The sequence below is a fragment of the Rhizobium sp. L43 genome (genome assembly GCF_002531725.1).
In the GTDB taxonomy this organism is placed as follows: domain Bacteria; phylum Pseudomonadota; class Alphaproteobacteria; order Rhizobiales; family Rhizobiaceae; genus Rhizobium.
Map to the genome: position 1 here is coordinate 32,105 of NZ_NWSQ01000009.1, position 24,778 is coordinate 56,882.

At 62.1% G+C, this 24,778-nt stretch carries 26 protein-coding genes; 4 read left to right on the forward strand and 22 right to left on the reverse strand.

The annotated features are described in order from the left end of the window. Positions 1 to 64: 64 nt before the first annotated feature. The gene (locus CO667_RS13270; protein ID WP_097618821.1) at positions 65 to 1,282 is read left to right on the forward strand and encodes a bifunctional 2-C-methyl-D-erythritol 4-phosphate cytidylyltransferase/2-C-methyl-D-erythritol 2,4-cyclodiphosphate synthase; all 1,218 of its coding nucleotides are present in this window, start codon (positions 65 to 67) and stop codon (positions 1,280 to 1,282) included. Further along, positions 1,279 to 1,782 (forward strand): CinA family protein, encoded by a 504-nt coding sequence (locus tag CO667_RS13275; RefSeq protein WP_179874136.1) that lies wholly within the window; start codon positions 1,279 to 1,281, stop codon positions 1,780 to 1,782. Before CO667_RS13270 ends, CO667_RS13275 begins: the two co-directional genes overlap by 4 nt. Positions 1,783 to 1,802: 20 nt before the next feature. On the opposite strand, the gene CO667_RS13280 is transcribed toward CO667_RS13275, so the two are convergent. From CO667_RS13280 to CO667_RS13355, 16 genes are all read right to left on the reverse strand, one after another. After that, on the reverse strand, positions 1,803 to 2,255 hold the full coding sequence (locus tag CO667_RS13280) for a type II toxin-antitoxin system RatA family toxin (protein ID WP_097618823.1): 453 nt from the start codon (positions 2,253 to 2,255) through the stop codon (positions 1,803 to 1,805). Between the two features lie 9 nt (positions 2,256 to 2,264). Further along, positions 2,265 to 2,861, reverse strand: coding sequence for an AAA family ATPase (locus tag CO667_RS13285; protein WP_097618824.1), 597 nt, complete (start codon positions 2,859 to 2,861; stop codon positions 2,265 to 2,267). 41 nt (positions 2,862 to 2,902) lie between these two features. Further along, positions 2,903 to 3,451, reverse strand: a complete 549-nt coding sequence (locus tag CO667_RS13290) for an AAA family ATPase (RefSeq protein ID WP_097618825.1) — start codon at positions 3,449 to 3,451, stop codon at positions 2,903 to 2,905. A gap of 67 nt (positions 3,452 to 3,518) precedes the next feature. Next, a complete protein-coding gene (gene lipA, locus CO667_RS13295; RefSeq protein WP_097618826.1) occupies positions 3,519 to 4,490 on the reverse strand; it encodes a lipoyl synthase in 972 nt (323 codons plus the stop codon). A gap of 37 nt (positions 4,491 to 4,527) precedes the next feature. Beyond that, on the reverse strand, positions 4,528 to 4,776 hold the full coding sequence (locus tag CO667_RS13300; protein ID WP_097614400.1) for a GlsB/YeaQ/YmgE family stress response membrane protein: 249 nt from the start codon (positions 4,774 to 4,776) through the stop codon (positions 4,528 to 4,530). A 17-nt stretch (positions 4,777 to 4,793) separates the two neighbouring features. After that, entirely contained in the window at positions 4,794 to 5,048 is a 255-nt protein-coding gene (locus tag CO667_RS13305; RefSeq protein ID WP_085737168.1) for a GlsB/YeaQ/YmgE family stress response membrane protein, read from the reverse strand. A 54-nt stretch (positions 5,049 to 5,102) separates the two neighbouring features. After that, on the reverse strand, positions 5,103 to 6,548 hold the full coding sequence (lpdA, locus tag CO667_RS13310) for a dihydrolipoyl dehydrogenase (protein ID WP_097618827.1): 1,446 nt from the start codon (positions 6,546 to 6,548) through the stop codon (positions 5,103 to 5,105). A gap of 16 nt (positions 6,549 to 6,564) precedes the next feature. After that, positions 6,565 to 7,146, reverse strand: coding sequence for a GNAT family N-acetyltransferase (locus CO667_RS13315; RefSeq protein WP_097618828.1), 582 nt, complete (start codon positions 7,144 to 7,146; stop codon positions 6,565 to 6,567). A 2-nt stretch (positions 7,147 to 7,148) separates the two neighbouring features. After that, positions 7,149 to 7,790, reverse strand: a complete 642-nt coding sequence (locus CO667_RS13320; RefSeq protein WP_097618829.1) for an SGNH/GDSL hydrolase family protein — start codon at positions 7,788 to 7,790, stop codon at positions 7,149 to 7,151. A 19-nt stretch (positions 7,791 to 7,809) separates the two neighbouring features. Then, entirely contained in the window at positions 7,810 to 9,171 is a 1,362-nt protein-coding gene (locus CO667_RS13325) for a pyruvate dehydrogenase complex dihydrolipoamide acetyltransferase (RefSeq protein WP_097618830.1), read from the reverse strand. A 15-nt stretch (positions 9,172 to 9,186) separates the two neighbouring features. Further along, a complete protein-coding gene (locus CO667_RS13330) occupies positions 9,187 to 10,569 on the reverse strand; it encodes a pyruvate dehydrogenase complex E1 component subunit beta (protein WP_097618831.1) in 1,383 nt (460 codons plus the stop codon). Positions 10,570 to 10,584: 15 nt separating this feature from the next. Then, on the reverse strand, positions 10,585 to 11,631 hold the full coding sequence (pdhA, locus tag CO667_RS13335) for a pyruvate dehydrogenase (acetyl-transferring) E1 component subunit alpha (protein ID WP_003579069.1): 1,047 nt from the start codon (positions 11,629 to 11,631) through the stop codon (positions 10,585 to 10,587). Between the two features lie 145 nt (positions 11,632 to 11,776). After that, positions 11,777 to 12,097, reverse strand: a complete 321-nt coding sequence (locus CO667_RS13340; protein WP_097618832.1) for a septum formation initiator family protein — start codon at positions 12,095 to 12,097, stop codon at positions 11,777 to 11,779. Positions 12,098 to 12,233: 136 nt separating this feature from the next. Continuing rightward, on the reverse strand, positions 12,234 to 13,508 hold the full coding sequence (eno, locus tag CO667_RS13345) for a phosphopyruvate hydratase (protein ID WP_097618833.1): 1,275 nt from the start codon (positions 13,506 to 13,508) through the stop codon (positions 12,234 to 12,236). A 141-nt stretch (positions 13,509 to 13,649) separates the two neighbouring features. Continuing rightward, a complete protein-coding gene (kdsA, locus tag CO667_RS13350; protein WP_097618834.1) occupies positions 13,650 to 14,495 on the reverse strand; it encodes a 3-deoxy-8-phosphooctulonate synthase in 846 nt (281 codons plus the stop codon). After that, positions 14,492 to 15,388 carry a VOC family protein gene (locus CO667_RS13355; RefSeq protein WP_097618835.1) on the reverse strand — a complete coding sequence of 299 codons (897 nt, stop codon included), beginning with the start codon at positions 15,386 to 15,388 and terminating at the stop codon, positions 14,492 to 14,494. The genes kdsA and CO667_RS13355 overlap by 4 nt, the downstream gene beginning before the upstream one ends. A 205-nt stretch (positions 15,389 to 15,593) precedes the next feature. On the opposite strand from CO667_RS13355, the gene lexA reads away from it, so the two are divergent. Beyond that, positions 15,594 to 16,313, forward strand: coding sequence for a transcriptional repressor LexA (gene lexA, locus CO667_RS13360; protein ID WP_029873161.1), 720 nt, complete (start codon positions 15,594 to 15,596; stop codon positions 16,311 to 16,313). Here lexA and CO667_RS13365 read toward each other — a convergent pair. Then, positions 16,294 to 18,726 carry a ComEC/Rec2 family competence protein gene (locus CO667_RS13365; RefSeq protein WP_097618836.1) on the reverse strand — a complete coding sequence of 811 codons (2,433 nt, stop codon included), beginning with the start codon at positions 18,724 to 18,726 and terminating at the stop codon, positions 16,294 to 16,296. The genes lexA and CO667_RS13365 overlap by 20 nt on opposite strands. A gap of 291 nt (positions 18,727 to 19,017) precedes the next feature. Between CO667_RS13365 and gltA the strand changes: the two genes are divergently transcribed. Then, positions 19,018 to 20,307, forward strand: coding sequence for a citrate synthase (gene gltA, locus CO667_RS13370; protein WP_097618837.1), 1,290 nt, complete (start codon positions 19,018 to 19,020; stop codon positions 20,305 to 20,307). A gap of 28 nt (positions 20,308 to 20,335) precedes the next feature. Here the strand turns inward: gltA and lpxB are convergent, their stop codons facing one another. The 5 genes from lpxB to lpxD are packed head-to-tail and all read right to left on the reverse strand — an operon-like array spanning position 20,336 to position 24,729. After that, complete coding sequence (lpxB, locus tag CO667_RS13375; protein ID WP_097618838.1) at positions 20,336 to 21,505, reverse strand: lipid-A-disaccharide synthase; 1,170 nt, start codon at positions 21,503 to 21,505, stop codon at positions 20,336 to 20,338. Beyond that, the gene (locus tag CO667_RS13380; RefSeq protein WP_097618839.1) at positions 21,502 to 22,383 is read right to left on the reverse strand and encodes an LpxI family protein; all 882 of its coding nucleotides are present in this window, start codon (positions 22,381 to 22,383) and stop codon (positions 21,502 to 21,504) included. Before CO667_RS13380 ends, lpxB begins: the two co-directional genes overlap by 4 nt. A gap of 3 nt (positions 22,384 to 22,386) precedes the next feature. After that, on the reverse strand, positions 22,387 to 23,205 hold the full coding sequence (gene lpxA, locus CO667_RS13385) for an acyl-ACP--UDP-N-acetylglucosamine O-acyltransferase (RefSeq protein ID WP_097618840.1): 819 nt from the start codon (positions 23,203 to 23,205) through the stop codon (positions 22,387 to 22,389). Further along, the gene (fabZ, locus tag CO667_RS13390) at positions 23,202 to 23,669 is read right to left on the reverse strand and encodes a 3-hydroxyacyl-ACP dehydratase FabZ (protein ID WP_097618841.1); all 468 of its coding nucleotides are present in this window, start codon (positions 23,667 to 23,669) and stop codon (positions 23,202 to 23,204) included. Before fabZ ends, lpxA begins: the two co-directional genes overlap by 4 nt. After that, positions 23,662 to 24,729, reverse strand: a complete 1,068-nt coding sequence (gene lpxD, locus CO667_RS13395; protein WP_097618842.1) for a UDP-3-O-(3-hydroxymyristoyl)glucosamine N-acyltransferase — start codon at positions 24,727 to 24,729, stop codon at positions 23,662 to 23,664. The genes fabZ and lpxD overlap by 8 nt, the downstream gene beginning before the upstream one ends. Positions 24,730 to 24,778 lie beyond the last annotated feature (49 nt).

Here is a 24,778-nt window from a genome sequence, read left to right on the forward strand (position 1 = left end):
GCTGGAAAAGGCCAAAACAAGACGTTAGAGCACTCCGGTCAATTCCGCATAATTTAGGGGATTTATGCTGCAAATGCCGTCCAAGCAACCGATATCGGCTGGAATTGTTATCGTTGCCGCCGGCCGTGGCGAGCGCGCAGGCGCCTCCAAGGAAGGCCCCAAGCAATATCGCATGATCGGCGGCAAGCCGGTTATCGTCCATACGCTTGAAAACTTCATGACATGGGGGCCGGCAAAGCACATCGTCGTCGTCATTCATCCCGACGACGAGGCGCTGTTTGCCAAGGCGTTCCGCCACATCATTTCGGCAACGCCGATCGAAACAGTACATGGCGGTGCGACCCGGCAGCAATCCGTGCTGGCCGGCCTCAGATACCTCAAGGACAAGCATGTCAGCCATGCGCTGATCCACGATGCCGTGCGACCGTTCTTCGACCATGTGCTGCTCGACCGCATTGCCGAGAGCCTTGGCGACGGCGCGGCGGCGGTGCTGCCGGCAACGCCGGTGAGCGATACGCTGAAACGCGCCGACAGCGCCGGCACGGTACTGACGACGGTTTCACGCGAGCATCTCTATGCGGCGCAGACGCCGCAATCCTTCGCTTTCGAAATGATTCTCGATGCACATGAGAAGGCAGCGGCGAGCGGGCGAAGCGATTTCACCGACGACGCCTCGATCGCCGAATGGCTGGGCATTCCGGTGACGATCGTCGAGGGCACGCCGGATAACGTCAAGCTGACGGTCAAGCGCGATATATCAATGGCCGACGACAAGCTGTCGGCCTGTCTGCTGCCGGACGTGCGCACCGGCAATGGCTACGACGTGCACCAGCTCGAAGCGGGCGACGGCGTCACACTTTGCGGCGTGTTCATCCCGCATGACCAGAAGCTGAAAGGCCATTCCGATGCCGACGTGGCGCTGCATGCGTTGACGGACGCGCTGCTGGCCACCTGCGGCGCCGGCGATATCGGAGATCATTTCCCGCCGTCCGACCCGCAATGGAAGGGCGCCGCCTCAAAAATCTTCATCGAGCATGCCGCCCGGATCGTGCGCGAACACGGCGGCACGATCATGAATGCAGACGTCTCGCTGATCGCCGAGGCGCCGAGGGTCGGTCCGCATCGCGACGCCATGCGGGCGAAACTGTCGGATTATCTCGGCATCGATATCGAGCGCTGCTCGGTCAAGGCGACGACCAACGAGACGATCGGCTTCGTCGGTCGGCGCGAAGGCATTGCGGCGATTGCGACGGCGACCGTCGTCTATCGCGGGAGGAAATGATGAGCCTTTTCCCCTCGGATATCCTTTCGACGGCGGAGACGATCATCCGTGAGTTCACGGCCGCCAGGCTGATGCTTTCCACAGCCGAATCCTGCACCGGCGGGCTGATCGCCGGGGCGCTGACCGAGGTATCCGGCTCATCCGCCGTCGTCGACCGCGGCTTCGTCACCTACACGAATACAGCCAAGATCGAGCTGCTCGGGGTGCAGGCGGAAACATTGCTGCGGTTCGGAGCAGTGTCGGAAGAAACCGCCCGGCAGATGGTGCATGGCGCCCTCTTCCGCTCGCGCGCCGTGATCGCCGTTGCCGTCACCGGCATTGCCGGTCCCGGCGGCGGATTGGCTGGAAAGCCGGTCGGCCTCGTGCATCTCGCCGCCAAATCGCGCAGCGGCGCGCTCATCCACCGCAAGATGCTTTACGGCGATATCGGCCGCAGCGAGGTTCGGCTGGCAACGGTGAGGACGGCGCTGGAGATGGTGCATTCGCTCCTGGCAGGCTGAGGGCGCCTGCAATCGCCCCCTCAGGCCGCAGTGTAGATCCTGTTTGCCCTGGTCTCGAAGGCTTCGGTGAACATGCGGAAGGCGCGATCGAACATCGAGCCCATCAACGCGCCGAGAATGCGGCTCTTGAACTCGTAATCGATGAAGAAATCGACGGTGCAGCCGCCTGATGGCGTCTCGGCGAAATGCCAGCGATTGTCGAGATATTTGAATGGGCCATCGATATATTTGACCTCGATGACGTGCTCGGCCCGGTTCAGCAGCACCTGTGTGGTGAAAGTCTCGCGGATAGCCTTGTAGCCGACCGTCATATCGGCAACGAGCAGGATCTTGCCGTCGCGCTCTTTGCGGCTTCGGATGGCAAGCGCTTCGCAGAGCGGCAGAAATTCCGGATAACGCTCGACATCGGCGACGAGGTCGAACATCTGTTCGGGCGTGTGCGGGACGGGACGGTGCGTTTCGAATTGCGGCATAGGCGGCACTTAAGCGGGCGGGCGGAGAAGATCAAGAAGCTCGCGCATCTGGCGATGGGATTTTAGCTGAAGAACCGGCACGTTGGGGCCATATGCGGTGATGCCGGCAACGAGGCGCGGCGCAAATTTCTCCTCGAAGGTCCAGATGAAGCGGAGGAATTCCAAATCGACCTTCTCGATACAGCCCGGCGCCATTTCTGGGCGAGTGCGGCCGATCCATTTCGCCCACCGGCTGATTGCGCCCCAGATGCAGAGAAGCCGCGGCATGCGGACCCAGACGACGAAATCGGTACGCGGCAGCCGAATGTCTAAGGAGGACGGGTTCGTGCCGTCCATGATCCAACGTTCTTCGAGGATCCGGCTGGCGATGATATTTCTCTGCTCCGCCCTGTCGCGCACCACCCAGCCGGGAAGCCAATATACGTCTCGGTCGAGCGAAATGTAGGAAAGCCCGGAGCGTTTGGCGATTTTCAGCGACAGCGTCGATTTACCGCCGCCCGAGCAACCCATGACGAGGATGCGGCGGGCTGTACGGATATGCTTTGCCGCCTGTTCGAGATCGGCGATCTGCTGACACGGCGGCAGGTCTACTCTCTGATCCATCATGCAACTCCCTCGAGCCAGACATGCGTTTCGCCAGCACGATCTTAAGCGCCAAGAGCGGCGAACCGGTTAGCTGCTTTGCGCGATTTTATGATGACGGTGGAATTTGCAAGCCCGTGTTCCTGAAGCGCCGCTTCGATCAAGGGTACGGCATCGCGCTCGAAGTTCCAGATATAGGCAAGCGCGTCCCGCGAGAGGCGTTCAGGGCAGCCGGCAGGCAGTTCGGGGCGGTTGCGCCCGAAATACCGGAACGCTCTCGAGATGGCGCCGTACAGGCATGCATATCTGGGCAGCCGAAGCCAAATGACGGCGTCTGCGCGCGGCAGGCGAAGATGGAAGGAGCTGAGGCCGGTCCCATCCATGATCCAGCGCTCTTCCGCCACCGCCTTGGCGATCCGGCGGTCGATCTCGTCGCGCGGCCTTTTTCTCCAGCCCGGTAGCCAGTAGAAATCGCGGTCCATGGAGATGTAGTCAAGGTCGAGCGTCCGCGAGAGCCGCTTAGCGAGCGTGCTTTTGCCGCTGCCGGGGCAGCCGATCACCAGAATACGGTCGGCTTCGATCGGCGTCGATTTCAATCCGGAGGTAATGTTCATCGTCGGCCGCCCAAAGAAAAACCGCGGCAAAAATCGCCGCGGTTCAATCAAAAAGCAAGTGCCGGACCTACTCGGCTGCCAACAACAGCTTCTTCTCCCGCGCCGCACGCAGCCGAGCGAAATCGTCGCCGGCGTGGTGGGAGGAGCGGGTCAGCGGGCTGGAGGCGACCATCAGGAAGCCCTTGCTGTAGGCGACCGTCTCGTAGGATTTGAACTCGTCGGGCGTGACGAAGCTCATGACCTGATGATGCTTGCGGGTCGGCTGCAGGTATTGGCCGATCGTCAGGAAGTCGACATCGGCTGTGCGCAGATCGTCCATCAGTTGCAGGACTTCGTTTCGCTCTTCGCCAAGACCGACCATGATGCCCGACTTGGTGAACATGGTGGGATCGAGTTCCTTCACCCGTTGCAGCAGACGGACGGAATGGAAGTAGCGGGCGCCGGGGCGAACGGTCAGATAGTTGCCGGGCACCGTTTCCATATTGTGGTTGAAGACGTCGGGCTTGGCGGCGACGACGCGTTCCAGCGCACCCGGCTTCTTCAGGAAATCCGGTGTGAGGATCTCGATCGTTGTCATCGGCGAGGCCGCACGGATCGCCCAGATCACCTTTTCGAAGTGTTCGGCGCCGCCATCTTCCAGATCGTCACGGTCGACCGAGGTGATGACGACGTGAGACAGACCCATCTCCTTGACCGCCTTGGCGACGTTCTCCGGCTCGGCCATGTCGAGCGCATTCGGCTTGCCGGTGGCGACGTTGCAGAAGGCGCAGGCGCGGGTACAGATCTCGCCCATGATCATGAAGGTGGCGTGCTTCTTGTCCCAGCACTCGCCGATATTCGGGCAGCCGGCCTCCTCGCAGACGGTGACGAGCTTGTGCTCCTTCACGATCGCCCGCGTCTCGGCATAACCCTTGGAGGTCGGCGCCTTCACACGGATCCAGTCCGGCTTGCGCATGACCTCCGTATCTGGCCGATGCGCCTTCTCGGGATGGCGCACGCGCTTGGCGTCGGGATTGATCGTATCGAGGATGGTCACCATTGCAGTTTCAGCTTTCTACCGCTCCTATGCGGCAAATCTAGCGCCGCACCAGCCGCGCAAGGAATATCAACAGGCAGGCGCCGAGGAAACCCGTCACGAAGTAGCCGAGCCGCCCGCCGACCACCGCGACATGAAACTGCGCGAGGATGGCGCTGGCGACGACCGAGCCGACGATGCCGAGCACGATGTTCAGGAAAATCCCGTATCGCGCTTCCATCAGCTTGCCGGCCAGCCAGCCCGCAAGTCCACCGATGATGATTGCCGAAATCCAGCCGACGCCTTCCATGCCTGCCCTCTTTGCCTTTAAGCGACCGCCCTGGCGATCAGCACCACGACGATGGCGCCGACCGTGGCGTGGATGATCTGCACAACAAGCGCGTTTTCAATACCCAGCGAAATGCCGAGCGCGCTGAACAGATAACCGCCGACGAAGGCGCCGATGATGCCGCTGAGCAGGCATCTTATCAACCCGCCGCCACCGACGACCAGACTTGCGAGGAAGCCTGCAACCAGGCCGATCAGCAAAAACACCAGCAACGCCTGCGTCTCCATAGACATGATGATTTCCTTTCGTTTTTTCCACTCCGTGATACAGGGCGGATTGGGAAATTATCAAGCGTTCAGCACACGGCCATAGGCATCAAGCACCGCTTCCTTCATCGTTTCGGACACAGTCGGATGCGGGAAGATCGTGTGCATCAGCTCTTCCTCGGTTGTTTCGAGGTTCATCGCGACGACAAAGCCCTGGATGAGCTCGGTGACTTCGGCGCCGACCATATGGGCGCCGAGCAACTCGCCGGTCTTCTTGTCGAAGATCACCTTGACCATGCCCTGGTCTTCGCCGAGCGCGATCGCCTTGCCGTTCGCCGCGAAAGAGAAGCGGCCGACGCGGATGTCGCGGCCCAGCTCCTTGGCCTTGGCTTCGGTGAGGCCGACGGAGGCGACCTGCGGATTGCAATAGGTGCAGCCCGGGACCTTGCCCTTGTCGGTGGGATGAACGTTCGGCAGGCCGGCGATCTTTTCGACGCAGACCACACCTTCATGCTCGGCCTTGTGGGCCAGCATCGGCGGGCCGGCGACGTCGCCGATCGCATAGATGCCGGCGATATTGGTCTTGCCGTAACCGTCGGCGACGACGCAGCCGCGGTCGGTCTTGATGCCGAGCGCCTCGAGGCCGAGGTTTTCGATATTGCCCTGAACGCCGACGGCCGAAATCAACCGGTCGGCGGTGATCTGCTGCACCTTGCCATCTGAAGTTTCGACATGGGCGGTGACGCTGCCCGCACCCTTCTCGACCTTGGTAACCTTGGCGCTGGTGAAGATCTTGAGGCCGCGCTTTTCCAGCTGCTTGCGGGCGATGGCGGTGATTTCGGCATCCTCGACCGGCATGATGGTCGGCATGACTTCGACGACCGTCACGTCGACGCCCATCGAGCGGTAGAAGCTTGCGAATTCGATGCCGATCGCGCCCGAGCCCATGACGATCAGCGACTTCGGCAGCGCATCCGGCTTCAGCGCCTCGAAATAGGTCCAGATCAGCTTGCCATCAGGCTCGATGCCGGGCAGCGCACGCGGACGGGCGCCGGTGGCGATGATGATGTGCTTGGCGGTATAGGTGCCCTCGCCCTTGACGTTCTTCGGCAGCGGATGCTGCGGTTCGACCACCGGCTTCGACGACTTGCCGACGACGATCTCGCCGGGCTTCGTAAGCTTTCCTTCGCCCCAGATGATGTCGATCTTGTTCTTCTTCATCAGGAAGCCGACGCCGGCATTCAGGCGGGCGGAGACAGCGCGCGAGCGGCCAACGACGGCCTTGGCATCCGGCTTGACCGTGCCTTCGAGAACCAGGCCGTAATCCTTGAAGTGATTGGCATGGTCGAGCACCTCGGCCGAGCGCAGCAGTGCCTTTGTGGGTATACAGCCCCAATTCAGGCAGATGCCGCCCATATGTTCGCGCTCGACGATCGCGGTCTTGAGGCCGAGCTGGGCTGCACGGATGGCGGCGACATAGCCGCCCGGGCCGGAGCCGATGATGATGACGTCGTAGGATTCAGCCATGTGTTTCCTGCCTTTGTTACGCTGCGCTGCGGGTCATGAGCACCCACGCGTGTCTTTTGCTGTTGTCGAAGAGCGGCACGGCATCGGCGCGCGCAGCCTCCAGGAATCCGTTTCTTCCATAAAGCGACAGAGCCGCCTCGTTATCACTTGCGGTAATGAGACTGACGGGACGGCAATCCGCCCTGTCGATCTGATCGTCCAGCAGCCTGCGCCCGATGCCGATGCCGCGCAGATGGCGGTAAACGCCGAGACTGCCGATGAACCAGCTTCCCACAACCGTTTTCTGCAGGGCGAGCATCGGTTCGGTCGCCGGGATGCTCGCCTCGATATCGGCTATGCCCTCCTCCAGCGGATGGCCGATCGCCACACCTGCCACTTCGCCATAGGCCTCGGCGATGACGGCATCCCGCCAGCCGCCGACTGCCTCCTCCTCGCTCATCTTCAGCCGACCCCGCTCCAGCGGCGTGTCGCTGACGCCATTCGCCACATCGGCGAACCAGAGCCAGGAGGCAAAACCGTGCGATGCGATATCCGCCAGGATCGCCAGCTCCGAGGCATCGCGCCGTGAGGCCTGCCGCAGCGCGATCAAGGCGGTCATGCTCAGATCCCCAGCATCATCCGCACGATCGATTCCAGCCCGCGTCCGAGCGCCCGCGTATTGTCCGCATCGAGGTGGATGCCGTCGATCGGCGTCGTCTTGGCGACGGAATTGCCATCGAAGAAGCCACAACCGAGTTCGTCGGCAAGATCGCGGTAAAGCGTTGCAAGCTTTGCCGATTCGTCGATGCCGCCGGGAAACGACGCGGCGAAGGGCACATTGCCCGTCGCGCAGATCGCCGGCGGCGCCACGATCAGGATCTCCGGCCCGTCGAATTCGAATGGCCAGGCATGATTGCGGATGAGCCGCACGAGCCGGCTGATGCCCTGGCAAGCGGCAAAGGCGGAACCAGCGACGACCGGCTTCATGTCGTTGGTGCCAAGCAGCAGGATGACGAGATCGAGCGGCGCATGCGTCTGCAGGATCGTCGGCAGGACGCGCGCACCGTTTCGGTCGCAATCGGCAAGATGATCATCGAAAGCGGTCGTCCGGCCATTCAGGCCTTCGGCAATGACACGCGCCTCACTGCCGAGCGCTGCCTGAAGCACGCTCGGCCAGCGGTTTTTGTAGTCATGACGGCCGATCGTCTCGGCGTCATAACCCCAGGTCAGCGAGTCGCCATAGCAAAGAACGGTCTTGGTCATTTCCGCCTCCGCTTCGCTATCAGACGAGCATGCCCATCGGATTCTCAATGTAGCCCTTGAAGGCCTGGAGCAGTTCGGCGCCGAGCGCGCCGTCGACGCAGCGATGGTCGGTCGACAGCGTGACCGACATCACGGTGGCAATCGCCATTTCGCCCTTCTTGACGACGACCCGCTGTTCCCCAGCGCCGACCGCGAGGATCGTCGCATGCGGCGGATTGACGACGGCGGCGAAGTTCTTCACGCCCATCATGCCCATGTTCGAGACCGAGCTGGTGCCGCCCTGATATTCCTCGGGCTTCAGCTTGCGGTCCTTGGCCCGCTTGCCGAGATCGCGCATCTCGTTGGAGATGACAGACAGCGTCTTCTGCTCGGCCTTGCGGATGATCGGCGTGATCAGGCCGCCGGGGATCGAGACGGCAACGCCGACATCGGCATGCTTGTGCTTGACCATGTTGCTGTCGGTCCACGACACGTTGGCGTCGGGAACGTCGCGCAGCGCCAGCGCCATGGCCTTGATGACCATGTCGTTGACCGAGAGCTTGTAGGCCGGAGCATTGTCCTTGCGCGGAGCCGCATCGTTCAGCTGGGCGCGCAGCGCCATCAGCGCGTCGAGTTCGCAATCGACGCTGACGTAGAAATGCGGGATCGTCTGCTTGGATTCGACCAGGCGCCGGGCGATGGTCTTGCGCATGCCGTCATGCGGCACGAGCTCGTAGGAGCCCGGCTCGAAGAGCTTGAGAACGGCTTCTTCCGACGCGCCCTTCGGTGCAGCAGCGGCCGGGGCCGAAGCTGCGGCAGCCTGCGGAGCGGCAGCAGCCGGTGCGGCCGCAGCCTTGGCGCCACCGCCGGCCACGGCAGCTTCGACATCGCTCTTGACGACGCGGCCATGCGGGCCGGAGCCTGCGACAGCCGAAAGGTCGATGCCGGCTTCATTGGCCAGACGGCGCGCGAGCGGCGAAGAGAAGGTGCGGTTGCCATCAGCCGAAACCGATGCGGGAGCAGCGGCAGGTGCCGGTGCTGCAGCCGGAGCCGGTGTGGACTGCGCCGGCGCGGCATCAGCCTTCGGCGCAGGTGCCGCTTCAGCCTTGGGCGCCGGAGCGGCGGAACCCGCACCGCTTGCGGCAGCGGCGACATCCTCGCCATCGGCGGCGAGAACGGCAATCAGCGCATTGACCTTGACGCCTTCGGTGCCGGCGGCAACGACGAGCTTGGCGACGGTGCCTTCATCGACGGCTTCGACTTCCATCGTCGCCTTGTCGGTCTCGATCTCGGCGATCACATCGCCAGACTTGACCTTGTCGCCTTCCTTGACCAGCCACTTAGAAAGATTGCCTTCCTCCATGGTCGGAGACAGGGCGGGCATCGTGATATTGATCGGCATCGAGATACCCTCCCCTTATTTGTAGCAAACAGCCTTCACCGCATCGACGACTTCGCCGACGTTCGGAAGGGCGAGCTTTTCGAGATTGGCGGCGTAGGGCATCGGCACGTCCTTGCCAGCAATGGTCAGGATCGGCGCATCGAGATAGTCGAAGGCCTGCTGCATGACGCGGGTGGCGATTTCGGTGCCGACGGATGATTGCGGATAACCTTCCTCGACGGTGACCAGGCGGCCGGTCTTCTTGACCGATTCGATGATCGTCGGCAGATCCATCGGGCGGATGGTGCGAAGGTCGATCAGTTCGACGTCGATGCCGATCTTCTCGAGTTCGGCAACTGCCTTGGTCGCATAGGTCATGCCGATGCCGAAGGAGACGACCGTGGCGTCCTTGCCCGGGCGATGGATGCGGGCCTTGCCGATCGGCAGGACGAAATTGTCGAGCTTCGGCACGTCGAAGTGCTGACCGTAGAGAATTTCGTTTTCGAGGAAGATGACCGGGTTCGGATCGCGAATCGCCGCCTTCAGCAGGCCCTTTGCGTCGGAGGCCGTGTAGGGCATGACGACCTTCAGGCCGGGGATGGCGCTGTACCAGGCGGCATAGTCCTGGCTGTGCTGGGCGCCGACGCGGGCAGCCGCACCGTTCGGGCCGCGGAAGACGATCGGAGCACCCATCTGGCCGCCGGACATATAGAGCGTCTTGGCGGCCGAGTTGATGATGTGGTCGATCGCCTGCATGGCGAAGTTGAAGGTCATGAATTCGACGATCGGGCGAAGGCCTGCCATGGCGGCGCCGACGCCGACGCCGGCAAAGCCGTGCTCGGTGATCGGCGTGTCGATGACGCGGCGGGGGCCGAATTCCTGCAGCAGCCCTTGCGTGACCTTGTAGGCGCCCTGGTATTCGGCGACTTCCTCGCCCATGACGAAGACGTCTTCGCTGGCACGCATTTCTTCGGCCATGGCGTCGCGCAGCGCTTCGCGCACGGTCGTCGACACCATTTCGGTGCCGGCCGGAATTTCCGGGTCGTTCGGAACGACGGCCTTCGGCTCGGCCGGAAGCGGCGCGGAAGCAGAACCGGTGTTGGTCGGCTTCTCTTCCTGGGCAACTTGCGGAGCGGCGGCGGCCGGCTTGGCGGCGGAGATATCCGAGGCGGACTCGCCGTCCTGCAGCAGCACGGCGATCTTGGTGTTGACCTTGACGCCTTCGGTGCCGGCATCGACGAGCAGCTTGCCGATAACACCTTCGTCGACGGCTTCGACTTCCATCGTCGCCTTGTCGGTTTCGATTTCCGCAATCACGTCGCCTGATGTGACCTTGTCACCTTCCTGCTTCAGCCATTTGGACAGCGTGCCTTCTTCCATGGTCGGAGAGAGGGCGGGCATGAGGATATCGATAGGCATGGGTTCCCTCCCCGATTAGAGCAGAATGTCGGTGTAGAGCTCGGATGCATCCGGCTCCGGATCGGCCTGGGCGAAGTCGGCGCTGTCGGCGACGATGTCGCGGACATCCTTGTCGATCGCCTTCAGATCGTCTTCAGAGGCCCAGCCCTTTTCGATGAGGCGCGCCTTGACCTGTTCGATCGGATCCTGCTCGGAGCGCATCTTCTGCACTTCCTCCTTGGAGCGATACTTCGCCGGATCGGACATGGAGTGACCGCGATAGCGATAGGTCAGCATTTCCAAGATGATCGGGCCCTTGCCGGAGCGGCAATGTTCGAGCGCCTCGTCGGCCGCGGCCTTGACGGCGCGAACATCCATGCCGTCGACCTGAATGCCGGGGATGCCGAAGCCGGAGCCGCGCAGCGAGTAGTTCGACTGAGCCGTGGCGCGGGCGGTCGAGGTACCCATGGCGTAACGGTTGTTCTCGACGATATAGACGATCGGCAGCTTCCAGAGAGCCGCCATGTTGAAGCTCTCGTAGACCTGGCCCTGGTTGGCGGCGCCATCGCCGAAATAGGCGATGGAGACATTGCCGTTGCCGCGGTAATGGTTTGCAAAGGCAAGACCCGTTCCGAGCGAAACCTGGGCGCCGACGATGCCGTGACCGCCGTAGAAATGCTTCTCTTTCGAGAACATGTGCATCGAGCCGCCCTTCCCGTGGGAATAGCCGCTGCGGCGCCCGGTCAACTCGGCCATGACCCCGCGCGCTTCCATGCCGGTTGCCAGCATGTGGCCGTGGTCGCGATAGGCGGTGATGACCTGGTCGCCTTCCTTCTGCGCCATCTGCATGCCGACGACGACAGCTTCCTGACCGATGTAGAGGTGGCAAAAGCCGCCGATGAAGCCCATGCCGTAAAGCTGACCGGCCTTCTCCTCGAAGCGGCGGATCAGCAGCATTTCGCGATAGGCCTTGAGCTCCTCATCGCGATCGAAGTCGGCCACAGGGCCTCCATTCGATGCCTTGGCTGCCGGTTTTGCTGCAGTTTTGCGGCTGGAAACGGTCGCGGTCTTTCGCGGCGCCATTCAACCCTCCCTATGGGTTTGTCGTTTCTCGGTGGCGCGTACCATAGGGAAGAAATATGACCACAGCAATGCCATAATTGCATGGCTCGTATTCGGCACTAAATTATTGATAAAACAGAAAAAAATCCAATTAACCGAATTCCGGTTAATTGGAATAATGGTTGAATATGACGATCTCGTCGGCGCGCGACATATTGAGCTGATAGCGCGCTTTTTCGTCCAGCATATCCTTGTCGAGCGAACCGTCACTGAGCAGCGCGACCTGATTTTCCAGATGTTCGCGCTTCGCCTTCAAGATCGCAAGCTCTTTTTCACGCGCGATACGCTGATGCTCGAACGTCTCCGTTGCGCGCAGGCCGTAATCGCCATGAATGCAATGATAACCGAAATAGGAAAGGAAGGCGACCGTCATAGCCGGAATGACGAAGCGGCCGAGCTTTCTCTTCTTATGATGCCTTGTCCACATACACGCATGCTCTTGAACGCATTACCAATTCGTTCAATCTACCGCGCAGAGATTAACCGTTCGTTGACTCTAAAAAAGCGCAACAAAAAACCCGCGCCGGGAAGGCGCGGGTCGAGACATTGCCAATCAGATCCGATCAGCCGCGGATGATCGAGCGGCCGGCATACTGGGCCTGCGGGCCGAGGCCTTCTTCGATGCGGATCAGCTGGTTGTACTTGGCAAGGCGGTCGGAGCGCGACAGCGAGCCGGTCTTGATCTGGCCGCAGTTGGTGGCGACCGCGAGATCGGCGATGGTCGAATCTTCGGTTTCGCCGGAGCGGTGCGACATGACCGCGGTATAGGCCGCCTTATGCGCGGTGTTGACGGCGTCGAGCGTCTCCGTCAGCGAGCCGATCTGGTTGACCTTGACGAGGATCGAGTTGGCGACGCCCATGCGGATGCCGTCGCGAAGACGGGCGGAATTGGTGACGAAGAGATCGTCGCCGACCAGCTGGGTCTTCTTGCCGGTCAGGTCGGTCAGCGTCTTCCAGCCGTCCCAGTCGTCTTCGGCCATGCCGTCCTCGATCGAGATGATCGGGTACTTGGCGGCGAGTTCGGCCAGATATTCGGCCATGGCGCTCGATTCGAGCGTGCGGCCTTCACCTTCGAGAACGTATTTGCCATCCTTGAAAAATTCCGTCGAGGCGCAATCGAGGCCGAGGTAGATGTCCTCGCCCGGCCTGTAGCCGGCTTTCTCGACCGACTTGACGATGAAGTCGAGAGCTTCCGAAGCGCTCTTCAGGCCCGGTGCGAAACCGCCTTCGTCACCGACATTGGTGTTGTGGCCCTGGGCTGCAAGTTCCTTGCGGAGCGTATGGAAGACTTCCGAGCCCATGCGCACGGCTTCGGCGATCGTATCGGCGCCAACCGGCAGGATCATGAATTCCTGGAAATCGATCGGGTTGTCGGCATGGGCGCCGCCGTTGATGATGTTCATCATCGGCACCGGCAGCAGGCTCGCGGAAGCGCCGCCGACATAGCGGTAGAGCGGCAGGCCGGAGGCCTGGGCGGCAGCCTTGGCGACGGCGAGCGAGACACCGAGGATGGCGTTGGCGCCGAGGCGCGACTTGTTCGGCGTACCGTCCAGCTCGATCATGATGTTGTCGATCTGGATCTGGTTTTCGGCGTCGATGCCGCCGATTGCGTCGAAGATCTCGGTGTTGGCGGCGTCGACCGCCTTCTGGACGCCCTTGCCGAGGTAGCGCTTGCCGCCGTCGCGCAGCTCGACCGCCTCATGCGCGCCCGTCGAGGCGCCCGAGGGAACGGCCGCGCGGCCCATGCTGCCGTCTTCGAGATAGACATCGACTTCGACGGTGGGGTTACCACGGCTATCGAGAATCTCGCGGGCGATGATATCGGTGATTGCAGTCATGGGTTCTTCCTGCTCGGTGGGTGATAAGTCGTTCGAAGCCTGTCATAATCGAAGGCGTGCAAATTACAATGGCGCAGTTTTCCGCCTTCGAACCAGCTTGTCCGATCTCGCCTATAGCACGATCATGTCAGGCTGTTGACGTCAGGCCTTGGCGACCGCATCGAAGGCGAGCAGCTTTTCCAGAAGCCGCGGCATGTCCTTGAGATAGACCATATTCGGGCCGTCGGACGGCGCATTGTCCGGGTCCTGATGGGTTTCGACGAAGACGCCGGCAATACCGGTCGCCACCGCTGCACGCGCCAGCGTTTCCACAAATTCCCGCTGACCGCCGGAGGAATCGCCCTGCCCGCCCGGCTGCGCGACGGAATGCGTCGCATCGAAAACAACGGGGGCGCCCATCGCCGCCATGATCGGCAGCGAACGCATATCGGAAACCAAAGTGTTGTAACCGAAGGAGGCGCCGCGCTCGCACAGCAGCACGTTCGGATTGCCGCTGGCGTTGAGCTTCTTCAGGACGTTCTTCATATCCCAGGGAGCGAGGAACTGGCCCTTCTTGACATTGACGACGCGGCCGGTCTTGGCGGCGGCGATGAGGAGGTCGGTCTGGCGGCAGAGAAAGGCTGGAATCTGCAGCACATCGATCACCTCTGCCACCTCGACGCATTGCTCGGCGGTATGGACGTCGGTCAAGACGGGAAAGCCGAATTCCTTCTTCAGGTCGGCAAAGACCTCCATGCCCTTTTCAATCCCGATGCCGCGCTCGGCCGAAAGCGAGGTGCGGTTCGCCTTGTCGAAGGAGCTCTTATAGACAAGGCCGATGCCGAGCTTTGCGCAAAGCTCCTTCAGCGTACCGGCGACCATGAAGGCGTGGTCGCGGCTCTCCATCTGGCAGGGACCGGCAATCAGCGACAGGCGGCCGGTATTGGAAAAGGTGACCTGGCCAGCGCCCTCGCCGATCTTGACTTCGGAATTCGTATCGGTGCTCATCGTGTTTCCTCGAAGGCGAAGAGCGTGCCCTGCCCGGGCGCGGGCTTCACCAGAATGCGATTGTTCTTTCGCGTGTAGGTCACTCCGTTAGCAGCCAAATGCGCTTCTGTCACGGCAAGATCGGCGACAGCAAAAAGGATAGCCCGGCCGCGCAGGCCGCGGTCGGCGGATGAGACGGCGATCTCGAAATAGGCCTCCAGCCCTTCCGGCGTCATCAGGCTGATTCTCGCATTCGACGCCGCGATATTGACGCCGAAACCGGTTTTCTCGATTGCCGATTGCGCGGCGACGAGGCTGACGAAGGCGCCGAATGCGGCCGCATCAGGCGCGCAAAGCGCGATCTCGGTTATGCCGGTCACTCCATTGGCATGTTTCTCCAGCGCAGCACGGTCAGCCGGGAGCGGGTTGATGCGCTGACAGGTAAAGAGGAAGAAATCAGGCGCACGCAGATCGCCAGCGAAGGCCAATTTGAAGCTGCCGACGCTCTCGGAACCATCCGGCATCTTCATCGGCCGGCTGAACTCCAGCATCTCGCCGGCGCTCGATCCCTTGTTGGCGAAATTCTTATGATCACGGGCAGAATCTTCGGTGGCAAAGACGATTGCCGAAAGCCCCTCCTCGCCGCAGCGGAAGCGGAAAGCCTGGTTGCGGGCGGTGAAGACATTGCCTTGCCGCGCCGATGCCTCGCTCTCCGCGATGCTCGCAACCCCGAGCGGCTCCAGATAAGTCTTGTCGGCAAAAAAGACGCAGGCATTTTCCGTTCCGAAGGGATGGCGCGCATCGGCGGCAACGGTAAAGCCGAGCTTGCCGAGCCTTTCGCGCGCCAGATCGATATTGACGACAGGCAGCACGACGTGATCCAGCGGATGCGGTTTGGCGGACTGCGCGTTCATGATATCCCCTCATATCCCCTCTCGTGGCATGGCAGAGATGTGTGAGAGTGCCGCCCAAGGCAAGACCTGCCTGCTTATCCGGCGATTGAAAATAAAAATCTCAACGAGTTGGCGGCAAGTTTTACGGAAATTTAGCCACTTGCGGAACACATATGGAACATATAGTGTCTGTTCTGGATTTGTTTCAATCAGGGGTCTGACGTCGATGCTCACGCGCAAACAACAGGAGCTTCTCCTTTTCATTCATGAGCGCATGAAGGAATCCGGCGTTCCGCCGTCTTTCGACGAAATGAAGGATGCCCTCGATCTCGCCTCGAAATCCGGCATTCATCGCCTGATTACAGCGCTCGAAGAACGCGGCTTCATTCGCCGCCTACCGAACCGGGCCCGGGCGCTCGAGGTCATCAAGCTTCCGGAGGCCTATAGCCCCAGCATCCAGCCTCGGCGCGGCTTTTCGCCGAGCGTCATCGAGGGCAGCCTCGGCAAGCCCCAGCCGGTCGCCGCTCCCGCTCCTGCAAAGCCCGTCGCCGATAACGGCAACTCGGTCTCCGTGCCTGTTATGGGCCGGATCGCCGCCGGCGTGCCGATCTCGGCGATCCAGAACAACACCCACGACATCGTCGTTCCCGCCGACATGCTCGGCTCCGGCGAACACTACGCGCTGGAGGTTAAGGGCGATTCGATGATCGACGCCGGCATCTTCGACGGCGACACCGTGATCATCCGCAACGGCAGCACCGCAAGTCCCGGCGATATCGTCGTTGCCCTCGTCGATGACGAGGAAGCGACGCTGAAGCGCTTCCGCCGCAAGGGCGCCTCGATCGCGCTGGAAGCCGCCAACCCGGCTTACGAGACCCGAATCTTCGGACCGGACCGCGTCAAGGTACAGGGCAAGCTCGTCGGCCTCATTCGCCGCTATCACTGACACCAGCCAGGCCGGATTCGGCAAAGCTGTTGCTGCGCCAGTCATAGGCGCGATGGCGCATCCATGGCCGCGACAGGGTCTCGAATGCGGTCACGACCTCCAGGCCGGCATCGGCGAAGCGCAACTCGACGGAACCGGTCCTACGCAGCGTCTCGCCGGTAAAGAGCGTGCCACCTGAGTGGCAGCTGTTGAAACGCAGGCGGACCGATGTCACGACGATATCGGCCGCATCGCAGGCCGGACCGAGATAGGCGGCATTGTCGATGACAGCAACCACTTGACCGTTGCCAAGCCTTGATATGCACCAGGCTTTCTTGACGCAGGAAAAGCGGTTTGCGTCACCGCCCGCGGCGGCAGCCCGCATCGCCGCCCTCGCTTCGTTCTGCTGATCGCGGGAAAGCCTGACGCGGCGGTCTTCTCCTTCCGGCGGGATAGCGGGACCATCCAGCATCTTCGGCGCCTCATGTGCCGGCAGGACCAGCGCTCTCTGCCACTGGTCGAAGATGAAATCCGGCGGGTTTTCACGGTTGGAAGCGATTGCCGCGGCCGCGACGACCGCAACCAGACTGCCATCCTCGGAAATCACCAGGTCCGGCGGCCGGGGAACCGGCAGAAGCAGCAGGATGAGCGTTGCGACCGATAGGATCGATGTGCCGACATGGCGCAGCCGGGTGCGCAGCAACGTCAGCAGCAGAAAGCCTGCCACGGCAACAGCGAAATACCAGGCGGGCAAGCGGCCGATGCCGATATCACCGCCCCAGCCCGACACCGTCTTGGCGACCGCAATCACCAGATCGAGGCCGAATCCGACCACCTTCCAGAGCGGAGCGTCCAGACCGAAAGGCATGAGCAACATCGCCAGCAGCCCGGCCGGCATGACGATGAAGGAGATGATCGGCATCGTCGCGAGGTTTGCCGGCAGACCGTAAGCGGTCAGGCGATGAAAATGCTCGATCGAAAACAGCGCGGTGGAAAAACCGCCGATCAGCGAGGTCAGGAAGACGCCGCCGAAGAAACCGGCAACAGTGACCACCGGCCTGATAATCGGCAGTTTCAGCAAGGCGTTGTCACGGATACGCCGGTCCTTCCACAGCTGATAGCCCGATACCAGTGCCAATGTCGCGGCAAAGGACATCTGAAAGCTCGGGCCCAAGACTTCGGAGGGTGAAATGGCAATGATAACCAGCGCGGAGAGAACGACATTGCGCAGGCTGATCGACGGCCGATCGAAGAAGACGGCAACCAGCATGATGGCCATCATGATAAAGGCGCGTTCGGCCGAGACCCCGAAACCGGAGATCAGGAAATAGGCGGTGACGGCGATGAGCGCGCCGGCGGCGGCGATCTTCTTGGTCGGATAGGCTTGGGCGACGCCGGGAAAGAGGCTGAGCAGCATCCGGAAACCGACGAAGAAAATGCCGGCCGACAGCGCCATATTGAGGCCCGAGATGGCGACGATATGGGCAAGGCCGGACTGGCGCAGCGCCTCCGTCGTCGCATTCGAGATGGCGCGGCGCTCATCCGTTACCAGAGCAGCGGCAAAAGCGCCCGTGTCGCCGGGCAGGATCGACCGTATGCGGTCGCCGATGCCGCTGCGCAGCTGGTAGAGCCATTCGAGCAGAGCCTCCGACGCCGATCTCGCAGCCGACGGGCCTGCCTGCGCGTCGGCTTTCTCCGGCGCACCATAGAAGAAACCGTTGGCGCCGATGCCATCGAAATAGGCACCGAACGAGAAGTCGTTGAGCTCAGGAAGTGCGGGGCCTGCCGGTGGCGTCAGCCGTGCCCTGCCTGATATGATGTCGCCGATCTCGAAAGGCGCGTCGGCGCCACGGGCGATTGCGGTTATGCGTCCCGGCGGCCGCTTCAACTCCGGCGTCTCAGTGCCGGTGACGGCAAGAATGTAGCGCCAGCGCCCGCGGCCGTCGCCTTCGCGCCGTTCGACGCGGCCGGTCACGGTCGTCGTCACCGAGGAGTCGAGGATGACGGTCGAAGCCCGCCAGCTCTCGAACTGGGCCGAGAGCATGCCGCAGGCGAAAAGTGCAAGCGCAGCGAAAGTCGCCCGCAATGCCGGCCGGCTGCGGCCGGTGAGGAAAACCGCAGTCGCCGGCGCCAGCAGACAGAGCAGTGATGCAATGAGGGGAAAATCCGATGCGGCGAGAAACCAGACGGCCGCGCCGGCGCCGAGGAAGACCGGCGAGAACAGCAGCAGGCGGCCGTGATCGGCCTCCTCGCCCAGCATGCGGGCTCCGGCACGCAGCGATTGCGTGGCGGCGGCCGGCAGCCGGTGGCGCAAGGGTGACGCCGACTGCGTCCTTGCCGGCCGCGTCACCACGACAGGCGCGGCAAAATCCGACGGATCGGCAAGGCCGGCGCCCGCTTCCGGCCGCAATTCGACTGTCGTCAATTCCTGCATGTGCCGCCCAAGGTCACCCGCACCGGCGGCCAGAATGCAACCTTCAATCAAAACGAGCAAGAATAATCGATTGAAATATGAGGGAAAATCGCAAGGACCAAAAGACCAGTCGAATCATTGGCTTCCGCTATGCGTGCGGCTCATCGCTGCAGTGCCTAAAAGGTGATGCCGCAATGCACAAAATGCCGTCGGGGTAACTTGGCATTAGCTTCGCGATCATATAGCTATCGCTGAGGACGCTTAACCCCTATGGCGCTTTTGTGGCGCCACCGCCAGTTTCGGAGGATCAGCATGACGGATCAAAGCGCAACAATAAAAATCGGTGACAAATCAGTCGACCTCGCTGTCAAAAGCGGCACGATCGGCCCGAGCGTCATCGATATCGGTGCTCTCTACAAGAACACCGCTTCCTTCACCTACGATCCGGGTTTTACCTCGACCGCATCCTGTGAATCCAAAATCACCTATATCGACGGCGACGAGGGTGTGCTGCTGCATCGCGGCTATCCGATCGAGCAGTTGGCCGAGCATGGCGACTTCCTCGAGGTCTGCTACCTGCTTCTCTACGGCGAGCTTCCCACAACCGCGCAGAAGAAGGATTTCGATTATCGCGTCACGCACCACACCATGGTGCATGAGCAGATGAGCCGCTTCTTCACCGGCTTCCGCCGCGACGCGCATCCGATGGCCGTCATGTGCGGCTGCGTCGGCGCATTGTCGGCCTTTTATCACGACTCGACCGACATCACCGATCCGCACCAGCGCATGGTCGCCAGCCTGCGCATGATCGCCAAGATGCCGACGCTTGCCGCCATGGCCTACAAGTACCATATTGGCCAGCCCTTCGTTTATCCGAAGAACGACCTCGACTATGCCTCGAACTTCCTGCGCATGTGCTTTGCCGTGCCCTGCGAGGAATATGTGGTCAATCCGGTGCTTGCCCGCGCCATGGACCGCATCTTCATCCTGCATGCCGATCACGAGCAGAATGCATCGACCTCGACCGTCCGTCTCGCCGGCTCTTCGGGCGCCAACCCGTTCGCCTGCATCGCTGCCGGCATCGCCTGCCTCTGGGGTCCGGCCCATGGCGGCGCCAACGAAGCCGCGCTCAACATGCTTTCGGAAATCGGCTCGGTCGACCACATTCCGGAATATATCGCCCGCGCGAAGGACAAGAACGATCCGTTCCGCCTGATGGGCTTCGGCCACCGCGTCTACAAGAACTATGATCCGCGCGCCAAGATCATGCAGAAGACGACGCATGAGGTGCTCGGCGAACTCGGCATCAAGGACGATCCGCTGCTCGAAGTGGCGATGGAGCTGGAGCGCATCGCGCTTACCGACGAATATTTCATCGAGAAGAAGCTCTATCCGAACATCGACTTCTACTCCGGCATCACGCTGAAGGCGCTGGGCTTCCCCACGACCATGTTCACCGTGCTGTTCGCGCTCGCCCGCACCGTCGGCTGGATCGCCCAGTGGAACGAGATGATCGAAGATCCGGAACAGCGCATCGGCCGTCCGCGCCAGCTCTATGTCGGCGAACCGAAGCGCGATTACGTGCCGGTTTCGAAGCGCTGATCGCTTCGAGTTCCAAAAGAAAACCCGGTCAGGAATGGCCGGGTTTTTTGTTGGTTAAAACGGCGAGCACGATCTGCGCCGAATGCTCTCCAGGCGGTATTTCCGTCTGCATTCGCTGCCAGATAAGTTCGTAGCCTTCCTTCATTGCCTTGAGCTGGTAGGTGTCGGCCGACAGCCGTTCCATCCAGCGCGCAAGGCTTGCGCCGCGAACGACGTCGTTCAGATATTCCGGCACAACCGGGTAATCCGCGATCAGGTTCGGCAGTGCGCCGGTCCAGGTCTTGATGCGCCCTGTCAGCATGCGCATGATCCAGTCGACCTTGTAGGCGGAGACGACGGGAACGTCGGCAAGCGCAAGTTCAAGAATGACGGTTCCGGACGCCGCCATGGCTGCATCGGCTTCAGTGAAGGCCTTCCATTTCGCTTCCGCACCGACAACGATCTCCGGCTTCACAGCCCATCCCGCCGTCATTTCGCGGACAAGCGCCTGCTTGTGCGTCACCGTCGGCAGAATGAAACGCGTCGGCCCGTTGCGGGCGACAAGCTCCTCCGTTGCCGCTTCAAAATAAGGCAGGAGATTCTTGATCTCCGAGGAACGTGATCCGGGAAGAAGAATGATCGTGCCGTTGCCGGGCTGCCGGCCGGCGCGCAAGCTCCGGGTTTGCAGCAGCGCGGGGTCGGCCGTCAGGCGATGCCCGACATAGGTCGTCGGCGGCCCGCCGAGCGCGCGCATCACGGCCGGCTCGAAGGGGAGAACGGCGAGCACGTGATCGACATAGCCGAGCATGCGCGTGGCGCGATACTCCTTCCAGGCCCACACACTCGGACAGACATAATTGACGACAGGCAGATCGGGCAGCGCGGTGCGGACCCGCTTTGCAACGCGATGGGTAAAATCCGGGCTGTCGATAATCAGCAGAATGTCAGGCCGTGCAGCGATAATGGCGGCGGTCGTCTGGCGGATCAGCGTATAGAGCTTCGGCAGCCGACTCAGCACCTGGGTGATGCCCATGATCGAAAGCTCGGAAAAATCGAACAGGGATGTCAGGCCCTCGGCCTGCAGCCCCTCGCCGCCGACGCCGACGAGTTCCACCGGCCCGCCGTGAATCCGTTTCAGGGCAGCGATGAGATCGGCGCCGAGCAGGTCACCCGACACCTCACCGGCAATGACGGCGATCTTCAGCGGCGTCCCATTCATTCGAGCCCCCATGCCGCCAACCCGCGATCGACGCCGCAGACAAAAAGCCCGGCCTCATCGGCGGCCTTGATGACGGCGGCGCGATCGAGCACCAGCGAGCGGCCGGCCTCGACGGCGACGCCGGCAAGGCCGGCTTTCGCAGCGTTCAGAATCGTGGAAACGCCGATCGCCGGCAGGTCGGCGCGGATATCCTGTTGCGGCTTGCAGAGCTTGACGAGCGCGCCGCGCCGCCGTGGCGAGATGCGCCCGGCGGCTCTGAGACCCGTCACACGGTCCAGCATCTCATCCGTGCCCTCAAGCCCCTCGAGTGCCACGACCCGTCCCCCGATGCTGACAGAACCCTGCCCGACATCGAGCCGGCCGAGCATGTCGGCGGCTTCGGCGGCCCGGCTGATATCGCGCCGGTCTTCCTCGCCGGGCACGACCGCGCCGAGCGGGCCGACGGAGGCCAGCAGGTCGGGGGCGATTTCATGGGCGCCGACGACGCGGCGGCCGTTTCCCTCGATCAGCCGGATCACCATCTGCAGAACCGTGTCGTCGCCGCCGGAGAGCAGCGTGCGGATGGCAGCCGGGACCTTCATCAGGATGCGCAGCGTCGGGCGCACCTCGCGCCATTCCGGCCGGCGGCGCACGCTGCCCGACATCACGACACGGCCGACGCCGTAACGGTTGAGGAACCCATCGAGGGTGGCGAAATCGCCGATGCCGACGACGGCATGGTCATAGCCATCCCAGCGCCGGTCGCTTTCATCCTTCAGCGCGACGATGACCGGATTTTCACCCGCCGCGCGCGCGGCTTCGGCGACATAGGAAGGCAGAAGACCGCCGCCGGCAATGATCGCCAGCCGGCCCGCAGCGGTTTCGCCTGATAAAACCACGGACTAGCCCTTCTGTCCCCGGGTCGGCGAGGACAAGGCGCGGTCGCTGTCGGCGGCGATGAAATCGAGGATGTGGACCACCTGCTCGCAATCGGCATATTCGTCGCGAATGGCGGCGGCGTTTTCACGGACCGAGGCCGTTCCTTCGAAGATCGACTTATAGGCGCGACGCACCCTGTGGATGACGGCGCGGTCGACGCCGGCGCGCGTCATGCCGACGACATTGAGGCCGCTCAGCAGCCCCGGATTGCCGTTCAGCATGCCGTAGGGAATGACGTCGTAACTCACCGCTGAGAGGCCACCGACGAAGGCCTGACGGCCGACGCGGGTGAACTGGTGAACGGCCGAGCCGCCGCCCAGGATGACGCGATCCTCGATGACGACGTGGCCGGCGAGCATGACGTTGTTCGACATGATCACGTGATTGCCGACCCTGCAGTCATGCGCGACATGGGAATTGGCCAGGAAGAGGTTGTTGTCGCCGACGATCGTCTGGCCGCCGAAATCGGCCGTGCCGGTGTTCATCGTCACGCCTTCACGGATCGTGCAATTGGCGCCGACCGTCAGCGTCGTCTCCTCGCCGCCGTGATGCACGCTCTGGGGATCACCGCCGACCACGGCCATCGGGAAGATGCGTGTGCCTTTGCCGATCACGGTGCGGCCGGTGACGACCGCATGCGCCAGGAGCTCGACATTCGCATGGAGCACGACATGCGGGCCGACATAGCAGAAGGGACCGATCTTGACGCCCTCACCGACAACAGCGCCGTCTTCGACGACAGCCATCGGATGAATATGGGCGCTTTCGGCGATATTGCTCATGCCTGATCCTTACGAACGATCATCGCGCCGATATCGGCCTCGGCGACAAGCGCGCCGTCAACCTTGGCGTCGCAATGGAATTTCCAAATATTGCCGCGCTGCTTGTGCTTCTTGACATGGAATTCGACGCGATCGCCGGGCAGGACGGGCTTGCGAAAACGCGCATTCTCGATGGTCATGAAGTAGACGAGGTTGCCGGGCTGACCTTCCTTCTTAGCACAGATCGCACCCGCGGTCTGCGCCATGCCCTCGATCAAGAGCACACCCGGCATGATCGGAGCTTCCGGAAAATGGCCGGTGAAATGCGGCTCGTTCACCGTGACATTCTTGATACCGATCGCGCTGTTGTCGCCGTCGATCTCAATGATCTTGTCGACCATGAGAAACGGATACCGATGCGGCAGCAGCTTCATGATCTCAATAATGTCAGCCGAAGAAAGCGTTGTCGTGGCTTCCTCAGTCATTTTCCTTGCCTCCAGGGTTCCTTCCGCGCAGCTTGCTTTTCGACACCTGCTGTGCGGCCTCTCTCAGATAGTCTTTTAACGGGCGCGCAGGGACACCGCCATATTGTCCGCCGGCTGGAAGGTCGGTCATGATACCGCTTTTGGCGGCAATCTGCACGCCGTCGCCGATCGTCACATGCCCCTTGATGCCGACCTGGCCGCCGATCTGCACGCCATTGCCGATCTTCGTGCTGCCGGCGATGCCGACTTGCGCGACGATGGCGCAATGGCGGCCGATCTGAACATTGTGGCCAATCTGTACCTGGTTGTCGATCTTGGTGCCCTCGCCGATGACGGTATCGTCCATGGCGCCGCGGTCGATCGTGGTGTTGGCGCCGATCTCGACTTTGTCCTGGATGATCACCCGGCCGATCTGGACGATCTTGATCATGCCGCGCGGACCCGGCGCATAACCGAAACCATCCTGGCCGATGCGCACACCATTGTGGATGATGACGCCATTGCCGATCAGCGCGCAGAGAACACTGGCCCCGGCGGCGATCGAACAATCCCGGCCGATCTTGACGCCTGGCCCGATAATGCTGTGCGCGCCGATCCGCGTCCCTTCGCCGATTTCGGCATGCGGACCGATAACGGCCATCGGCTCGACGATCACGCCCTTTTCGAGTTTCGCGCTCGGGTCGATCACAGCGCTGGGTGCGATTTCGCTTTCACCCGAGGAAAAAACGACCGGGCGCAATGCCGCGGGATAGAGCAGACCGCCCGCCATCGCGAAGGCCGCATGCGGATTGGACGACAGGATGACCGGGATATGCTCGGGGACGAGATCGGCGAGCGCCTTGTCGCAGATCACCGCCGAGGCTTCGCATGTCGCCAGTTCATCGCGGCTGCGGCGCGACAGGATATAACAGAGATCGCCCGCCCGCGCCCGGTTGAGGGGGGCAACGGAGCTGACGACAACATCTGAATGGTCGGAATTGACAAGTTCCGCCCCAAGAAACTCTGCCAGCTCAGCGAGCTTCAGACCTTCATGGGGCAGAAAAAAAACGTTTTGCTCCATCGGCAATGCTCCAGAACGGAATTGAGTCTTACAGTTCCGGACTGCCGAT

Bases quoted from the DNA above. Each gene is read 5' to 3' on its own strand.
- CO667_RS13285 (WP_097618824.1), bottom strand. From the start codon at position 2,861: ATGATGGATCAGAGAGTAGACCTGCCGCCGTGTCAGCAGATCGCCGAT.
- CO667_RS13315 (WP_097618828.1), bottom strand. From the start codon at position 7,146: ATGACCGCCTTGATCGCGCTGCGGCAGGCCTCACGGCGCGATGCCTCG.
- CO667_RS13305 (WP_085737168.1), bottom strand. From the start codon at position 5,048: ATGTCTATGGAGACGCAGGCGTTGCTGGTGTTTTTGCTGATCGGCCTG.
- CO667_RS13365 (WP_097618836.1), bottom strand. From the start codon at position 18,726: ATGCAGGAATTGACGACAGTCGAATTGCGGCCGGAAGCGGGCGCCGGC.
- CO667_RS13280 (WP_097618823.1), bottom strand. From the start codon at position 2,255: ATGCCGCAATTCGAAACGCACCGTCCCGTCCCGCACACGCCCGAACAG.
- lpxD (WP_097618842.1), bottom strand. From the start codon at position 24,729: ATGGAGCAAAACGTTTTTTTTCTGCCCCATGAAGGTCTGAAGCTCGCT.
- lipA (WP_097618826.1), bottom strand. From the start codon at position 4,490: ATGGTGACCATCCTCGATACGATCAATCCCGACGCCAAGCGCGTGCGC.
- eno (WP_097618833.1), bottom strand. From the start codon at position 13,508: ATGACTGCAATCACCGATATCATCGCCCGCGAGATTCTCGATAGCCGT.
- lexA (WP_029873161.1), top strand. From the start codon at position 15,594: ATGCTCACGCGCAAACAACAGGAGCTTCTCCTTTTCATTCATGAGCGC.
- lpxA (WP_097618840.1), bottom strand. From the start codon at position 23,205: ATGAGCAATATCGCCGAAAGCGCCCATATTCATCCGATGGCTGTCGTC.
- CO667_RS13355 (WP_097618835.1), bottom strand. From the start codon at position 15,388: ATGAACGCGCAGTCCGCCAAACCGCATCCGCTGGATCACGTCGTGCTG.
- lpdA (WP_097618827.1), bottom strand. From the start codon at position 6,548: ATGGCTGAATCCTACGACGTCATCATCATCGGCTCCGGCCCGGGCGGC.
- kdsA (WP_097618834.1), bottom strand. From the start codon at position 14,495: ATGAGCACCGATACGAATTCCGAAGTCAAGATCGGCGAGGGCGCTGGC.
- CO667_RS13320 (WP_097618829.1), bottom strand. From the start codon at position 7,790: ATGACCAAGACCGTTCTTTGCTATGGCGACTCGCTGACCTGGGGTTAT.
- gltA (WP_097618837.1), top strand. From the start codon at position 19,018: ATGACGGATCAAAGCGCAACAATAAAAATCGGTGACAAATCAGTCGAC.
- pdhA (WP_003579069.1), bottom strand. From the start codon at position 11,631: ATGGCGCCGCGAAAGACCGCGACCGTTTCCAGCCGCAAAACTGCAGCA.
- CO667_RS13290 (WP_097618825.1), bottom strand. From the start codon at position 3,451: ATGAACATTACCTCCGGATTGAAATCGACGCCGATCGAAGCCGACCGT.
- CO667_RS13340 (WP_097618832.1), bottom strand. From the start codon at position 12,097: ATGTGGACAAGGCATCATAAGAAGAGAAAGCTCGGCCGCTTCGTCATT.
- CO667_RS13275 (WP_179874136.1), top strand. From the start codon at position 1,279: ATGATGAGCCTTTTCCCCTCGGATATCCTTTCGACGGCGGAGACGATC.
- CO667_RS13325 (WP_097618830.1), bottom strand. From the start codon at position 9,171: ATGCCGATCAATATCACGATGCCCGCCCTGTCTCCGACCATGGAGGAA.
- lpxB (WP_097618838.1), bottom strand. From the start codon at position 21,505: ATGAATGGGACGCCGCTGAAGATCGCCGTCATTGCCGGTGAGGTGTCG.
- CO667_RS13270 (WP_097618821.1), top strand. From the start codon at position 65: ATGCTGCAAATGCCGTCCAAGCAACCGATATCGGCTGGAATTGTTATC.
- CO667_RS13300 (WP_097614400.1), bottom strand. From the start codon at position 4,776: ATGGAAGGCGTCGGCTGGATTTCGGCAATCATCATCGGTGGACTTGCG.
- CO667_RS13330 (WP_097618831.1), bottom strand. From the start codon at position 10,569: ATGCCTATCGATATCCTCATGCCCGCCCTCTCTCCGACCATGGAAGAA.
- fabZ (WP_097618841.1), bottom strand. From the start codon at position 23,669: ATGACTGAGGAAGCCACGACAACGCTTTCTTCGGCTGACATTATTGAG.